Consider the following 14,961-nt stretch of genomic DNA (forward strand, 5'->3'; position numbering starts at 1 on the left):
GTGGCAGAGAGATCGAGAACGAGCACCGGACAAGGGCGGACCAGGTCGATGAAGGCATTCCGGTTGGATGAACTGGAGGCGGAGCGAGCCGCCAACGACGGTGCCTACCTGCAGTTTCTGCGTGAACGGAACATGTCGGTCGGGCTGTACGCGCTCGACGCCGGCGCGCATGATCCACAGAATCCGCACAACCAGGACGAGGTGTACTTCGTCGTGAGCGGGCGTGCCTCGATCACGGTCGGTCTGGAGACGACTCAGGTGGCGCGGGGCAGTGTGGTGTACGTCCCGGCCGGGGTCGCCCACAAGTTCCATCACATCAGCGAGGACCTTCGGGTCATGGTCGTCTTCTCGCCGGCCGAGGGCTGAGCTCTTCCGTCCGGCGCCCGGCCTGAGCGTGTCCGTCCGCTGGCCGACCTGCGGTCTCGGGGTTCCCTAGGGGTTCGGTCAGGGGAGGACAAGGGGTGCGAGGCCCCCGTCGGCACCCCCTTCGGACCTAGCATCGGCGGCAGGACATCGAAACGCTCCGGCCCGACAGGGGTGCCGGACATCGAACGAAGAGGATGAGGACAAGGGCCATGCGAGAGATCTTCGCGGGAATGCCGTGGTGGGTGAAGTGGGTCGCGGTGCCGGTCATCGCCCTGGTCGTGTTCGGTGGCCTCATAGCCAGCGTCGTCGGGTTCGTGATCGGCCTGCTTTTCAAGCTGCTGGTCTTCGTGGCGCTGGTCGGCGGACTGATCTACGTCGTAAGGAAGTTCACTTCGAGTTCCTCCTCGCGCAGCGACTGGTGAGCGGTGCGGGAGGCCGGTGAGCGGTAACAGGAATCGCCTGTTCCCTCGGCCGGGGGAAGTTTCCCTGACAGCCCGTCTGTACGCGGTGGCAGACGGTTAAAGTCCGGAACTCGTCGCGGGGACGAACCCCGCGAGTGGCGCACACCCCCCTCCCGTGTTCCTCGCACGGACGTCCCCCTCGTGCTTCGGAAGTGACCCATGGTCATGGTTGACACCGCATCGGCAGAACCGTTCGCACCCCCTTCCCGGCCGCGGTCCGCCGCACCCCCACTGCAACGCCCACCGAACACGACCACCCCCGAGCATCCGCACCCCGCGGCCACCCTGATCGGCTCCGTCCAGCGCGCCATGCGGCTGCTGGAATCCGTCGCCGAGCACGCGTACGGGGCTCCGGCCAAACAGCTCGCCCGCGAGACCGGACTCGCGTTGCCCACGGCCTACCACCTGTTGCGCACTCTCGTGCACGAGGGCTACCTGCGTCGGGACAGAGGGTTGTTCTTCCTCGGTGATGCGGCTGAGCGGCTCGGCAGGAGCGGAGCCGCGCAGAAACGTCGCAGCACGGTCGCCGACACCCTCGCCCAATGGCGCGATTCGATCGGTGTCCCCGTGTACTACGCCAGGTACCGCGACGGCGAGATCGAGATCATGTGCGTTTCGGACACCCCGGGCAATCCGGCGGTCGAGGAGTGGGCCGACTTCGGCGAGACCGCACACGCGCACGCCATCGGCCAGTGTCTGCTCTCCCAGTTGGACGAGGACGCCCGCCGCGACCACCTGGCCCGCTACCCCGCCGAGTCGATCACTCCGTACACCGTGCATGACAACCGCACCCTGCTGCGGCGCCTGGAGCGTATGCGGCGTATGGAACCGGTCGTCGAACGGCAGGAGTACGCGTTGGGCACGGTGTGCGCCGCCGTCCCGATCACCGTGGGCACCACGGCGTCCACGATGGCGATCTCTCTGCCCGCCCATCACGCCGACCGGTTGCTGCCGGCCGCCCGGCAACTTCAGAGCGAGATCGGACGGCTGCTGGGGTCGCTGGCGATCTCTATCAGTATCTGAAAACTCACTCCTTGTGATCTGTTGTGTACTTTCAGCAAGATGCGTGCAGTGTCAGAAGGTCCATTCCCGGCCAGTCGGCGGCAAATGACGAGGTAAGGCGATGCGCGAGTCCGTACAGGCAGTACAGGCAGAGGTCATGATGAGCTTCCTCGTCTCCGAGGAGCTCTCGTTCCGCATTCCGGTGGAGCTGGGTTACGAGTCGTGCGACCCCTATGCCGTGCGACTCACCTTCCATCTGCCCGGTGATGCCCCGGTGACCTGGGCTTTCGGGCGCGAGCTGCTCATCGACGGGGTGGGCAGGCCGTGCGGCGAAGGAGACGTCCGTGTCTCGCCGGTGGATCCCGATGTGCTGGGGGAGGTCCTGATCCGGCTTCAGGTCGGCGGTGACCAGGCGCTGTTCCGCTCCTCGGCGGCTCCGCTCGTGGCTTTCCTCGACCGTACCGACAAGCTGGTTCCGTTGGGCCAGGAGGGTGCTCTCGCCGATTTCGACGCCCATCTGGACGAGGCGTTGGACCGGATCCTGGCGGAGGAGCAGAGCGCCGGCTGACGTCATGGTGATGCGCGTGGTGGAGAAGCGAGTGTGGCGAAGGCTTCGCTGCGGTTGGTTTTGTGCAGGAACGCTTCTTCATGGGGTGTCGCAGGCGCCGAACTGCCTTGTCGAGCGGAGTGAGGCGTGCGCCCGAGTCCGCCGGTGTGGTCGGCACTCGGGCGCCCTCCCGCCTCAGCGCTTGCGTCGCCTGCCCCGGCCGCCCCGGGTCTGGGCGCTGCCCGCCGCCATCGCACCCGCCGGAGCCGCAGGACTGGCTTCCGGAGCCGTCACGGGTGCCTTTCCCGGGCCTGCCCGGTCGGCGGAGACCACCAGGGCCGCCAGGACCGTTGTGACGGGCACGGAGGCGACCAGGCCGATCGAGCCCACCAGGGTGCGCACGATCTCCTCGGCGACCAGTTCGCTGTTGGCGACGCTGCCCACGCTGCTCTGCGCGATCGAGAAGAGCAGCAACAGCGGCAGCGCGGCACCGGCGTAGGCGAGGACGAGCGTGTTGACCACGGACGCGATGTGGTCGCGGCCGATACGGATGCCGGCCCGGTACAGGCCGCGCCAGCCCATCGCGGGGTTGGCCTCGTGCAGTTCCCAGACCGCCGAGGTCTGAGTGACCGTCACGTCGTCGAGGACGCCGAGCGAGCCGATGATGATGCCGGCCAGCAGCAGGCCGCTCATGTCGATCGACGGGTACAGGCCGTGGATCAGGCCGGTGTTGTCGTCCGTGTTGCCGGTCAGCGCGGCCCAGTCGATGAACAGCGAGCCGAGGATGCCGATCAGCAGCAGTGAGATCAGCGTGCCGAGCACAGCGACGGAGGTGCGCGCCGAGAGCCCGTGACAGAGATACAGCGCGATCAGCATGATGGCGCTCGAACCCACCACCGCCACGACCAGCGGGTTCGACCCCTGGAGGATCGCGGGCAGCACGAAGAAGTTCAGCACCATGAAGCTGATGGCCAGCGCGACCAGCGCCATGACGCCCCGCAGCCGCCCGACGACCACGACGGCGACCGCGAAGATGATCGCCAGGACCGCCATGGGGATGCGGCGGTTCACATCGGTGACCGAGTACTGAAGGTCCTTCGGCGCGGAGGGCTCGTAGGCGACCACGACCTTCTCGCCTTGCTCCAACTGCCGCGACTGGTCCGGCTGGACGATCTCGGTGAAGGTACGGCCCTTGTCGTCGCCGGTGTCCACCCGGATCGTGGCCCGCTTGCAGGTGCCGGCCGCCTGCTGCTGGGCGGAGGAGCCCTCGGCCGTGGAGGTGTCGCCGGTAGGGGTGTCGCCCGAGGCGTTCACGGACGCGCAGCTCAAGCTCACGACCTTGGTGACCGTGGCCTGCTGGGTCTGCCGGTCGAAGCCGACTCCGGTGCGCTCGTGCGCCGGGGCTCCGCCGGGCCACAACACCACGAGCCCCACCAGTACCGCGGCTCCGAACGGGACGAGGATGGCCGCGATGACCTTGCGCAGGTGCTGGGAGACGGGGGCGGCCGGGCCATGACTGTGGCTGTGCGAATGCCCGTGCCCGCCGTCGGAACCGGAGCCGTGCCCGTCGCCCGGGCCGTGCCCGCCACCCTGGCCATCGCCGGGACCGCTACCGTGCCCGCCGCCATGACCGCCGTCGTGACTCCGTCCATGACCGTGTTCGCGGTCGAAGCCATATCCGTCACCAGAACCGGAGCCGGGATCGGAACCGGAGCCGGGACCACGTTCAGGACGAAGGCCCTGACCAGGACGAGGGCCGGAACCATGGTCGGGGCCGTACTCCTGCCCGGGCACGGACCGATCCCGGTACCCGTCGTTCCCGCGGTCGTCCCCGTACCCGCGACCGTCCCCGTATCCCTGGTCGTTCTCGGGTCCTTGCCCGTTCCGGTATTCCTGCCCGCTCCGGTATCCCCGGCCGGTCCCGGGCCCTGGACCGCTTCCATAGCCCCGGCCACTCTCCGACCCCGACCCTGACTGCGCTCCTGGCCCCGGCTGCGGCCCCGGCCTTGCCCCGCGGCCCTCGACCGGGCCGGGCCCTTGGCCGTCGGGGGTTCCAGCGCGTCTCAGCCCGCCGAGCCCGCCTGCGTATCCCGGCCCGTGGTCGGGACTGCGCGGGTGATCGTGACCGTTGCTGAAGTCGCGATCGCCTCTGGGGCCGCTGCCAGGACCGCTTCCAGAGCCATTGCCGGAGCCATTGCCGGGGCCGCTGGCGGCGCCCGGTCGGTGGGGCGGCTCGGGCGGCGGATACGGGGGCTGGTGTGTCGTGGTCACCGACCGATCATCGCAAGAACGACACGGGCCCTCTGTTCACCGCGCCAGAATTGACGCTAGCGTGGAGGCAACCTTTGCACACGCGGGAGCTCGGAGCACCGGGCTGAGAGGGCGCTGACCTCCGTCTTCGCGATGTTTCACGTGGAACGTCTCTCGAATCGAGTGATGTTTCACATGAAACATCGGCAGACGGTAGCCGCTGCGTCGACCGCCGAACCTGTTACCGGGTAATGCCGGCGTAGGGAGTAGGTCTCATGACCAACAAGGACGCACGCACGCCTGCCTTCACGCAGAACGCGACCAGCGAGAGCACGGTCGACGTGAATGTCGCGGAGGCCGGGAAGTCCATCGGCTGGCACAAGGGGTACGTCGAGGGCACTCGCTCCGATCTACAGGTGCCGGTTCGTCAGGTGCATCTCACCAACGGGCAGTCGGTCAGCCTGTACGACACCTCCGGCCCGTACACCGATCCACTCGTCGAGACCGACGTCCGCAGGGGCCTGTCGCCGTTGCGCGAGAACTGGATCATCGCCCGGGGCGACACCGCGGAGTACGCGGGCCGGCCGGTCCGCCCCGAGGACGACGGTCTCAAGCACACCTCACCGCGCGGCGGTCTGCGCAACCTCGACGCGGTCTTCCCGGGTCGGCCGCGCCTGCCGCGCCGTGGGCGGAACGGCGAGGCGGTCACCCAGCTCGCGTATGCGCGCCGGGGGGAGATCACGCCCGAGATGGAGTTCGTGGCCATCCGGGAGAACGTCTCCCCCGAGGTGGTTCGCGAGGAGATCGCGGCGGGCCGCGCCGTGCTGCCGGCCAACGTCAATCACCCGGAGATCGAGCCGATGATCATCGGCAAGCGGTTCCTGGTGAAGGTCAACGCCAACATCGGCAACTCGGCGGTGACGTCCTCGATCGAGGAGGAGGTCGAGAAGATGACCTGGGCGACCCGTTGGGGCGCCGACACGGTCATGGACCTGTCGACTGGCCGCAACATCCACACCACCCGCGAGTGGGTGCTGCGCAACTCCCCCGTCCCCATCGGCACGGTGCCGCTGTACCAGGCGCTGGAGAAGGTCGACGGCCGCGCCGAGGAACTGACCTGGGAGATCTACAAGGACACCGTCATCGAGCAGGCGGAGCAGGGCGTGGACTACATGACGGTCCACGCCGGCGTCCGCCTTTCGTACGTCCCGCTCACCGCCAACCGCAAGACCGGCATCGTGTCCCGTGGCGGCTCGATCATGGCGGCCTGGTGCCTCGCGCACCACAAGGAGTCGTTCCTCTACGAGAACTTCGAGGAACTCTGCGAGATCCTCGCCGCCTACGACGTCACGTACTCGCTGGGCGACGGCCTGCGGCCGGGTTCCATCGCGGACGCCAACGACGCGGCGCAGTTCGCGGAGTTGAGGACACTCGGGGAACTCAACCGGATCGCGAAGCGTTTCCATGTTCAGACGATGATCGAAGGCCCGGGCCATGTCCCGATGCACAAGATCAAGGAGAACATCGACCTTCAGCAGGAGATCTGTGATGAAGCTCCGTTCTATACGCTCGGCCCGCTGACGACGGACGTCGCGCCGGCGTACGACCACATCACCTCCGGCATCGGCGCCGCGATGATCGCCTGGTGGGGCACGGCCATGCTCTGCTACGTCACGCCCAAGGAACATCTGGGCCTGCCCAACCGGGACGACGTCAAGACCGGCGTCATCACCTACAAGATCGCCGCCCATGCAGCCGACCTCGCCAAGGGGCACCCCGGTGCGCAGGAATGGGACGACGCGCTCTCCGACGCCCGCTTCGAGTTCCGCTGGGAGGACCAGTTCAACCTTGCCCTCGACCCGGACACGGCACGGGAGTTCCACGACGAGACACTCCCCGCTGAGCCGGCGAAGACGGCGCACTTCTGCTCGATGTGCGGGCCGAAGTTCTGCTCGATGAAGATCAGCCAGAGCATCAACGAGCGGTTCGGCGGCGGGGCGGCCGACGGGGCCTCGGCGGAGGAGATCGCCGAGGGCATGCTGGAGAAGTCGAAGGAGTTCGCGGCGAGCGGGAACCGGGTGTACCTGCCGCTGGCTGACTGACGTAGTCGGATCGGCGCTGTCCCCCGAGGTCAGAAGCCTGGCCGGCAGCGGGATGGGGACAGCGCCATCAGCGACCGTCACGGAGGGGGAGGGACGACGTTGTTGCGATCGGGGGAAGAGGGACCTTGGAGTGGGTGAAGTCGACGGCGCCGGTCCGGTCATTGGCCTGGCAGGGCGATGAGCTGGTCGATGCGGTGGGTGGCCGGGCGTGGAGCACCGATGGTGTGGAGCGCCGGACGGCCACCGATCACGGTCCCGGCTTCGACAGAAGCGTCGTCTCACCGTCCGGCCGCTACAGCGTCGTCCATGCGGAACGGGGGCCCGAAGCGCTGTTGCTGGAGGGAACGCAGCCCCTCCGTGTACTGACGCGCAGCCAGGATCACGCTGAGGACTACGACTACCCCGTGGCCCTGGGGGTCCTGAGGGACGGCCGGGAGATCCTGGTCCACTGTCCGGAGGAGTACAACGTTCTCGAGATCGAGGACGTGGCGTCAGGACAGCGGCTCACCACCGGCGCGCGCGAACCGAAGGACGTGTTCCATTCCCGGCTGTCGGTGAGCGGGGACGGACGGCACCTGCTGGTGGCCGGCTGGGTGTGGCATCCGTACGGGATCGTCGAGGTCTTCGATCTGGAGAGCGCGCTGGCGGACCCGGCCGTACTGGACGGGCGCGGGGTGTTGCCGATGCAGCCGGGGATCGACGCCGAGGTGGAGTCGGCCTGTTGGCTCGACGACGACCGACTGGCGGTGGCGACCGGGGACGAGTCCCTCGACGACGAGGAGGTCGCCTCGCTCGGACCTCGTCGGATCGGAGTGTGGTCATTGTCCCAGCGCGCGTGGCTGCACCGGAGCCCTGTCGATTTCGAGGTCGGCACGCTGCTCGCGGGTGGTGGTCGCGTCGTCTCCTTGCACGGCCACCCTCGGCTGATCGACGTCATCACCGGTGAAGTGCCGGCGGAGTGGCCCGAGGTGAAGGTGTCGCGCCGTGTGGGTGCCTACGGAGTCACCCACATACCGACACCGGTCGCGGCACTGCGTCCCGACGGCACGCTCTTGGCGGTCGCCCAGGAGGAAGGAATCGCGCTCGTTCGGTTGCCCCAGGGCGTCGGCTCGGCAGACTTGCCTCCATGACAGCGCGATCCCTGAGCAAGGGTGCCAATCTGCCGGTCGACGTGCCGGATGTACGGGTCGAACTCAGCTGGGCCGAAGGGGCCGGCGGGCCGGACATCGATGCCTCGGCCTTGCTGCTGGCGCAGGACGGTCGAGTGCGTGACGACAGGGACTTCGTCTTCTACAACCAGCCGCTGCACGCGTCCGGCGCCGTGCGGCACGTCGGCAAGCGGAGCGAAGCCGGTGTCAAGACCGACGCCGTCCGGGTGGACCTCCGGTCGCTGGAGGGCGCCATCACACGTGTGGTGCTGTGCGCGTCGGCCGACGGGGGCACGTTCGGCCAGGTGACCGGACTGACCCTGAGACTCCTCGGTGGGGACGGGAGTTCCGAAGTGGCCCGCTTCGAGATGCAGGCCGACACGGAGACGGCGTTCATCGCCGGTGAGCTGTACCTGCGCGAGGGGCGCTGGAAGTTCCGGGCGGTCGGGCAGGGGTACGCCTCCGGGCTCGCGGGGGTGGCCAGGGACTTCGGGATCACGGTCGACGACGAGCCGGAGCAGGCGGCCACCCCTCCGCACCGCCCGGCGCCCACCCCGCCTGCCGTAGCCCCACCTGCGGTCACCCCACGGACCATCACCCCACCCCCGCTCACCCCGCCCCCGCTCACCCCGCCGACAACCACCCCACCGTCGGGCCCCCGTCTGACCAAGGGGGAGGAGCGGCTTCCCGTCGACATGCGTAAGCGGCTGTCGCTGCGCAAGGAGCAGGTCGCCGTCAGTCTGAGCAAGCGGGGGGCGGTGGGGATCAGCGCGCGGGTCGTGCTCGTCCTCGATGCCTCCGGGTCCATGGCGTTCCTGTACTCACGCGGCGTGGTGGCGGACGTCGTGGAGCGGATGGCTGCGGTGGCGGCAGAACTCGACGACGACGGCGAGATGCAGGCCTGGACCTTCGCCAGCGATGCCGCTCGCCTTCCCGACCTGCGGTTGGGTGAACTCCCCGAGTGGCTGCGGCTGCATGTGCGGGTGGGTGAGATCAGTCTGTTCCGGCGGAGCAAGAAGCCCCGCAAGGGGATGGAGCCGGGGCAGGTAGACATGCGCTCGGTCGGCATCCAGAACGAGGAACAGAAGGCGATTTCCCAGGTCAGGTCGTATGTCCGGGAGAATCCGGCGGCCGCCCCGACCTTGGTGCTGTTCTTCTCCGACGGAGGGGTCTACCGCGACGCGGCGATCGAGCGGGAGCTGCGGGCGGCGGTCGAGGAGCCGATCTTCTGGCAGTTCGTGGGGCTCGGCCGGTCCAACTACGGCGTCCTGGAGCGCTTCGACACACTGCCCGGACGCCGAGTCGACAACGTGGGCTTCTTCTCCGTGGACGACATCAGCACCCTCCCCGACCAGGAGCTCTATGACCGGCTGCTGTCCGAGTTTCCCAGCTGGGTCACCGCGGCCGGCCGCGCGGGCATCCTCTGATCGGATGCCCGGATGCCCGGATGCCCGGATGTGCGACGTCGGGCTGCCGCCCCTGTGACTGCGACCCGCTCAGGGGCAGCGCTGAGCACCGCAGAGCAGCACCGATCAGAGCAGCACCGATCCGTGCGGCGGCTCTCCGCCAGAGCCGTCCGGCGCCCGGCTGTACGGCGCCCGGCGTACGGCTTGCGCTCCCCTCGGTGGGGTCGGCGGGGGCGCAAGCCGAGTGCCTATTCCGGCTGGTGCTCCGGGCCGCCGAAGTCCGGGCTGCTGTAGTCCGGGCTGCTGAAACTCGGGCGCGGGCCGGTCGAGCGGCCGTCGTCCGGGCTGCTGAAGCCCGGGCGGTCGTAGCCGATCTTCGGGAGGCGGTTGATCGGGGCCGGTGGCACCGGGTCGGTGTGCAGGGCCGCCGCCGTGCCTGGATCGGCGAGGGCCTCCCGGAGGAACGGCAGGATGCCGCGTTCCAGCAGGGCATCTCGCCAGGCTTCCCTGGCCTGGTCGACCTCCTCGCTGAGTTCGCCGTACGGTCCGGCCTCCAAGGAGGGCCGGTTGCGCAGGGCGGTGAGCAGCAGCGCGACGGTGGCGACGAGGATCGCGGCCACGGCCACGGCCCCGAACGTCCAGCCGGCGGTGACCATGGTCCGGGCGAACGCCTGCTCGGGGTCCAGCACCCTGAGGAGATAGCCGACGAGCAGGAAGATCACCGCGGCGGTCCCGGCGAGCACGGGGGTGAGGACGGCGGCGACGGCGCCCGCCCCGGCGGCTTCGGCGGCCTGGGCCGCCTCCCCCATGGTGGTGGCGAGCCCCATCGCGGCCACGCCCGGCTCCGCGGAGCCGGTCTCGGACGGGGACGACGGGGTGGACGGCGCGGGGTGGCGCAGTTCCTCGCGGACCTTCACGTAGTGCTGGTACTCGGCCGCCGCGGCCACCGTGATGAGTGCGGAGGCGTTGAGCGCCATGGTGCGCAGTTGTTCGGGGTTGAGCCGCTGTCCGACTGCGGCCAGTTCCGGGTGGTGTGGGGCGGAGCGCAGCGCCTCGTCGAGGATCCGCTCGTACTCCTGGCGGTCCTCGCTGTTCAGGTGCTGCGGAACGCTGTTCATCTGCATCCCCCGATGCTCCGTAGGGCTTGGGGCTCGCATGCCAACGAGCCGTCGGGCAGAAACGGAGGGGAGCCTGCTACGGATAACCCGATGGTAGAGCGGTGACGGCATGAGGTGACAGGGGGTTTGCCGAAATTGGCCCCTGGCCTGCGATGTCGCCGACGGATCCACAGTGGGGTACTTCTGCCCCGGGAACCGCCCCGGGAATGCTCAGATTTCCAGGGGCAGTTGCTGGACCAGCAGTTTTCCGGCCATCGTCACGCCGCCGTCCATCGCGATGGCGAGCCCGTCCGCGTAGAGGTGCGGTCCCTCGACGTGCGGACCGCCGTTGTCCTCGCCGTCCTCGGAGCCGACTTCGCCCAGCAGGTAGGGAATCGGGCTGTGGCCGTGAACGATGCGGGTGCCGCCGTACGTATCGAGCAGGGAGCGTACGGCGTCGGCGCCGCCCTCGTCGCGGAAGGAGAAGCGCTTGGTGAATTTGCGGAACAGATCCCACACCTCGTCCGCGTCGTTGCGCGTGATCGTCTCGCGGACGGTGTCGTTGACCGCTTCGATCGAGTCGCCGTAGTCGAGGTAGGCGGTGGTGTCCGAGTGCACGAGCAGGTGGCCGTCGACCTCCTCGACCGCGTCGAGGCGGGCCATCCACTGGAGGTGGTGATCCTGGAGACGGTCCATGTCGTACTTCTGGCCGCCGTTGAGCAGCCAGGCCGCCTGGAAGGTGGCGGTGCCCGCGCCGGAGTTGACCGGCGTGTCGCCGAAGCGCTTGGCGCCGAGCAGCAGCAGTTCGTGGTTGCCCATGAGGGCCTTGCAGTACCCGCCGGCGGCGGCGGCCTCGGCGGACAGCCGCATGACGAGGTCGATGACGCCGATGCCGTCCGGACCGCGGTCGGTGAAGTCACCGAGGAACCACAGCCGGGCGGTGCCGGCGCACCAGTTGCCTGCGGAGTCGACCAGGCCCTTCTCCTGAAGCGCGGCCACCAGTTCGTCGAGGTAGCCGTGGACGTCGCCGACGACGAACAGCGGTCCCGGGCCGGTCGCGGCCGGCGTGGCCTGGACGGCTGCCGGGTCCACGGTCACCTGGAGGGTGTCGCCGCGGCGACTGATGACGGGCAGGTCGCGCTGGGTGGGCGTGTAGCCGTCCGGGTGCTCCAGCGGCTCTTCGAGAGGCGGCGCGGCGTTGCCCGGTTCCGTGCCGGGGTCGTACGGACCGGTCTCGTGGACGTACGCGGGCACCCGGAAGTCGCGCAACGTCGCCGTCCGCTCCACCTCGGGTCCCTGACCGGCCCCCTGAGTCATCAGACCCCTCCACCATCGCGCCGCATCTGCACCCTTCGGGCTGCCTGGTCGCAGCGGCCCGCGGTGCCGTGCGTCCATCATAGGAATGCGGATCGTGCCGTGTGATGACCCAGGGGTGGTGAATCGGAGCAGGGCTCCAGTTCATCGCGGCTTTCGCCCCGATTGGGCCGGGCTTCGGCAGTCCGTACTCACCCGGCGCGCGCCTTGTTCGCACCCGCCCCCACCCCCGCGGGCTGCTCCGTCGGACGGAGCGGGGGACGGCATCGGCCGGGCAAGGATCATTTCGGCGGCCGGAGCAAGGTCGACGAGGCGACTGTGACCGAAGCGACGTCTGCTGTCTCCGGCACCGCCGGAAATCGCCCGTACGTGCCTCCCACCAACTTTCGTTGACGCGGCCCGCCTGGCCCGGCCCGTCCGGCCACCAGCCCGCCCCCAGCCCCCGGGCTGCCTGGTGCGGACGTCCCTTCCGCCCCTGCCGCCACGAACGGACCTCACCCCCACCCCCGGGTCGCCCCTCGCACAGACCGCCGCTCCCCACGAACCGCACCATGGCGTCGGCGTCGGCCGTGGGGAGCGGCGGCGGGCTACTTCTCCTCCGGCGCCCGGGGTGGGCTGACCGTGGTCCGAGGGGGGCGTCGCTGCGAAGAGGTGCGTACGAACAGTTCGGTCGGTATGACCTGCTCGACCGGGCGGTCCGCTTCCTCGCCCTCGATCGCGTCGATGAGGAGTTGGACCACCGCCGTACCGATGCGGCGCGGCTTCAACGAGAGGGTCGTGACGGGCGGCTCGGTGTTGGCGTACACCGTGGACTCGCTGCAGCACACGATCAGCAGGTCCTCGGGGACCCGCAGCCCGTAACGGCGGGCCGCGGCGAGCAGGTCGGTGCCGTTGGGGTCGAACAGGCCGTAGACGGCGTCGGGGCGGTCGGGGCGGGCCAGCAGCCGGTCGGCGGCCACGGCGCCCGCGCACGGGTCGTGCGCGGGGTAGGCCTCGTAGACCGGATCCTGACCGACCCGCTCGCACCACCGCAGGTACGCGCTGGTCGACAGGTGTGTGTACGTGTCCGTGGTGGTGCCGGTGAGGAGGCCGATGCGGCGGGCGCCGGCGTCGGCCAGGTGGTCGAGGATGTCGAGGACGGCGGCCTCGTGGTCGTTGTCCACCCACGCGGTGACCGGGAGCGCGCCGGCCGGGCGGCCGTCGGAGACGACCGGCAGGCCCTGTCGGACCAGCTCGCTGACCACCGGATCCTGGTCGGACGGGTCGATGACGACCGTGCCGTCCAGAGCCACGTTTGACCAGACGTCGTGGCGTGAGGTCGCGGGGAGGATGACGAGCGCGTAGCCGCGGGCGAGCGCGGCCGAGGTGGCGGCGCGCGCCATCTCCGCGAAGTAGGCGAACTCGGTGAAGGTGAAAGGTTCATCCCCGTAGGTCGTCACGGTCAGGCCGATGAGGCCCGACTTGCCGGTACGGAGGGTTCGGGCCGCCGCCGAGGGGCGGTAGCCGAGTCGGTCTGCGACCTCGCGGACATGGCGACGGGTGGCATCCGGAAGCCTGCCCTTGCCGTTGAGGGCGTCGGAGACGGTCGTGATGGAGACTCCGGCGGCGGCGGCCACGTCCCTGATGCCCGCCCGGCCCGGCCGGCTGCCTCGGCGTGAGGTTTCCGCGCGGCTCACCTGGTGCTTCCCTGCTGCTGTCATGGCGAGCCGATAGTAGGGCTCATCCGGTGGGGTAGGGCGGACGCATATGCACGCGTTGACAGGCACGTTTCTGCAAGGCTAAACGGGGCCAAGTACCTTGGAAATAAAGGTACTTGACTCCGTCAATGCCAAGACGTGACGTGTCGGCACGGATGAGCCTGCCAACGCACCGATGTTTCGAAGAGGTCTCAACTCACCTGCACGAGGGATGCGCGCCACGGAGTGCACTACCGGCGCGTAGATATATGTGCAGCGCGCCCCCCGACGCGTACGCCTTCGTGCGGCTTCGTCCCCAGAAGTCGCAGAGGTCTCTCCGTTTCGGGCGCCGGTCCCTGCTCAGCTGTACGCACCCGCGCCGAATCCTCATAAGGTGAGCAGTATTGAAGCCGGTGGTGGTCACGAGGAGGACTGCGGTGAGCGAGACGAGCCCCAAGCTGCGCGCCGAGCTGGAGGGGATCCCCACCTACAAGCCGGGCAAGCCGGCCGCGGGCGGTGGCCCCGTGGCCTACAAGCTGTCCTCCAACGAGAACCCCTATCCGCCGCTGCCGGGCGTGATGGAGTCGGTGACGGCGGCTGCCGCCTCCTTCAACCGCTATCCGGACCTGGCCTGCACGGTTCTGATCAACGAGCTGTCCGAGCGGTTCGGCGTCCCCGCCTCCCACCTGGCGACGGGCACCGGCTCGGTCGGTGTCGCCCAGCAGCTGGTCCAGGCCACCTCGGGCCCCGGCGACGAGGTGATCTACGCCTGGCGGTCCTTCGAGGCCTATCCGATCATCACGCAGATCAGCGGCGCGACGGCGGTACAGGTGCCGCTGACGCCGGGGGATGTGCACGACCTGGACGCGATGGCCGACGCGATCACCGAGCGGACTCGGCTGATCTTCGTCTGCAACCCCAACAACCCCACGGGCACCGTGGTGAAGCGGGCCGAGCTGGAACGGTTCCTCGACCGGGTGCCGCGTGACGTGCTGGTCGTGCTCGACGAGGCGTACCGGGAGTTCATCCGCGACCCCGAGGTGCCGGACGGCGTGGAGCTGTACCGGAAGCGGCCCAATGTCTGTGTCCTGCGGACCTTCTCCAAGGCCTACGGCCTCGCCGGCCTGCGCATCGGCTTTGCCATCGCCCACGGGCCGGTGGCGGAGGCCCTGCGCAAGACGGCGGTGCCGTTCGGTGTGAGCCAGCTCGCGCAGGAGGCCGCGATCGCCTCGCTGCGTGCCGAGGACGCGTTGCTCGGCCGGGTCGGTTCCCTGGTGTGCGAGCGCCTCCGGGTGGTCGAGGGGCTGCGCGCGCAGGGCTGGACGGTGCCCGAGACCCAGGCCAATTTCGTGTGGCTGCGGCTCGGCGAGCACACCGTCCCCTTCGCTGCCGCGTGTGAGCAGGCGGGCGTCGTGGTGCGGCCGTTCCCGGGCGAGGGCGTGCGGGTGACGATCGGGGAGAACGAGGCGAACGACATCTTCCTGAAGGTGACGGAAGGGTTCCGCAAGGAGGTCTAGCGCGTCGACCGCGCCGTTTCGGCTGGTCAGCAGGGGGCGCAGGGGGGGTTTCCGCGGGTAGGCGGGACCCCCCTT

General features: G+C 69.3%; 12 protein-coding genes and 1 riboswitch. Of the genes, 8 read left to right on the top strand and 4 right to left on the bottom strand.

The features are described 5' to 3' along the window. Positions 1-48: 48 nt before the first annotated feature. From OHU34_RS21650 to OHU34_RS21665, 4 genes are all read left to right on the top strand, one after another. Positions 49-366 (top strand): cupin domain-containing protein, encoded by a 318-nt coding sequence (locus OHU34_RS21650; RefSeq protein ID WP_142265131.1) that lies wholly within the window; start codon positions 49-51, stop codon positions 364-366. Positions 367-575: 209 nt separating this feature from the next. Then, positions 576-788 (top strand): DUF5326 family protein, encoded by a 213-nt coding sequence (locus OHU34_RS21655; protein ID WP_020130691.1) that lies wholly within the window; start codon positions 576-578, stop codon positions 786-788. A 198-nt stretch (positions 789-986) separates the two neighbouring features. Beyond that, entirely contained in the window at positions 987-1,850 is an 864-nt protein-coding gene (locus tag OHU34_RS21660; protein WP_200839740.1) for an IclR family transcriptional regulator, read from the top strand. 100 nt (positions 1,851-1,950) lie between these two features. Continuing rightward, complete coding sequence (locus tag OHU34_RS21665) at positions 1,951-2,397, top strand: SsgA family sporulation/cell division regulator (protein ID WP_020130693.1); 447 nt, start codon at positions 1,951-1,953, stop codon at positions 2,395-2,397. A gap of 174 nt (positions 2,398-2,571) precedes the next feature. Here the strand turns inward: OHU34_RS21665 and OHU34_RS21670 are convergent, their stop codons facing one another. Continuing rightward, entirely contained in the window at positions 2,572-4,170 is a 1,599-nt protein-coding gene (locus tag OHU34_RS21670; RefSeq protein ID WP_405767889.1) for a YibE/F family protein, read from the bottom strand. A 549-nt stretch (positions 4,171-4,719) separates the two neighbouring features. Further along, a riboswitch (TPP riboswitch) is annotated at positions 4,720-4,909 on the top strand. On the opposite strand from OHU34_RS21670, the gene thiC reads away from it, so the two are divergent. The 3 genes from thiC to OHU34_RS21685 all read left to right on the top strand — a co-directional run bounded on the left by thiC (position 4,902) and on the right by OHU34_RS21685 (position 9,303). Continuing rightward, positions 4,902-6,728, top strand: coding sequence for a phosphomethylpyrimidine synthase ThiC (gene thiC, locus OHU34_RS21675; RefSeq protein WP_142265130.1), 1,827 nt, complete (start codon positions 4,902-4,904; stop codon positions 6,726-6,728). It overlaps the preceding riboswitch by 8 nt. 134 nt (positions 6,729-6,862) lie before the next feature. Next, the gene (locus OHU34_RS21680; protein WP_230195259.1) at positions 6,863-7,858 is read left to right on the top strand and encodes a hypothetical protein; all 996 of its coding nucleotides are present in this window, start codon (positions 6,863-6,865) and stop codon (positions 7,856-7,858) included. Next, a complete protein-coding gene (locus tag OHU34_RS21685; protein WP_142265128.1) occupies positions 7,855-9,303 on the top strand; it encodes a VWA domain-containing protein in 1,449 nt (482 codons plus the stop codon). Before OHU34_RS21680 ends, OHU34_RS21685 begins: the two co-directional genes overlap by 4 nt. Before the next feature lie 227 nt (positions 9,304-9,530). Here the strand turns inward: OHU34_RS21685 and OHU34_RS21690 are convergent, their stop codons facing one another. The 3 genes from OHU34_RS21690 to OHU34_RS21700 form a co-directional block, all read right to left on the bottom strand. After that, on the bottom strand, positions 9,531-10,406 hold the full coding sequence (locus OHU34_RS21690; RefSeq protein ID WP_142265127.1) for a hypothetical protein: 876 nt from the start codon (positions 10,404-10,406) through the stop codon (positions 9,531-9,533). Positions 10,407-10,610: 204 nt separating this feature from the next. Beyond that, positions 10,611-11,696, bottom strand: a complete 1,086-nt coding sequence (locus OHU34_RS21695; protein WP_142265126.1) for a metallophosphoesterase — start codon at positions 11,694-11,696, stop codon at positions 10,611-10,613. Positions 11,697-12,280: 584 nt separating this feature from the next. Continuing rightward, entirely contained in the window at positions 12,281-13,393 is a 1,113-nt protein-coding gene (locus OHU34_RS21700; RefSeq protein WP_142265125.1) for a LacI family DNA-binding transcriptional regulator, read from the bottom strand. Between the two features lie 413 nt (positions 13,394-13,806). On the opposite strand from OHU34_RS21700, the gene hisC reads away from it, so the two are divergent. Next, positions 13,807-14,886: a histidinol-phosphate transaminase gene (gene hisC, locus OHU34_RS21705; protein WP_142265124.1), complete on the top strand. Its 1,080-nt coding sequence runs from the start codon at positions 13,807-13,809 to the stop codon at positions 14,884-14,886. The last annotated feature ends 75 nt before the right edge of the window (positions 14,887-14,961 follow it).

Origin of the sequence: Streptomyces sp. NBC_00080 (genome assembly GCF_045041255.1) — a bacterium.
GTDB lineage: Bacteria > Actinomycetota > Actinomycetes > Streptomycetales > Streptomycetaceae > Streptomyces > Streptomyces coriariae.

Coding starts and splice junctions, on each gene's coding strand:
- OHU34_RS21685 (WP_142265128.1), top strand. CDS start 7,855: ATGACAGCGCGATCCCTGAGCAAGGGTGCCAATCTGCCGGTCGACGTG.
- OHU34_RS21690 (WP_142265127.1), bottom strand. CDS start 10,406: ATGCAGATGAACAGCGTTCCGCAGCACCTGAACAGCGAGGACCGCCAG.
- OHU34_RS21665 (WP_020130693.1), top strand. CDS start 1,951: ATGCGCGAGTCCGTACAGGCAGTACAGGCAGAGGTCATGATGAGCTTC.
- OHU34_RS21655 (WP_020130691.1), top strand. CDS start 576: ATGCGAGAGATCTTCGCGGGAATGCCGTGGTGGGTGAAGTGGGTCGCG.
- OHU34_RS21660 (WP_200839740.1), top strand. CDS start 987: ATGGTCATGGTTGACACCGCATCGGCAGAACCGTTCGCACCCCCTTCC.
- thiC (WP_142265130.1), top strand. CDS start 4,902: ATGACCAACAAGGACGCACGCACGCCTGCCTTCACGCAGAACGCGACC.
- OHU34_RS21695 (WP_142265126.1), bottom strand. CDS start 11,696: ATGACTCAGGGGGCCGGTCAGGGACCCGAGGTGGAGCGGACGGCGACG.
- OHU34_RS21700 (WP_142265125.1), bottom strand. CDS start 13,393: ATGACAGCAGCAGGGAAGCACCAGGTGAGCCGCGCGGAAACCTCACGC.
- OHU34_RS21650 (WP_142265131.1), top strand. CDS start 49: ATGAAGGCATTCCGGTTGGATGAACTGGAGGCGGAGCGAGCCGCCAAC.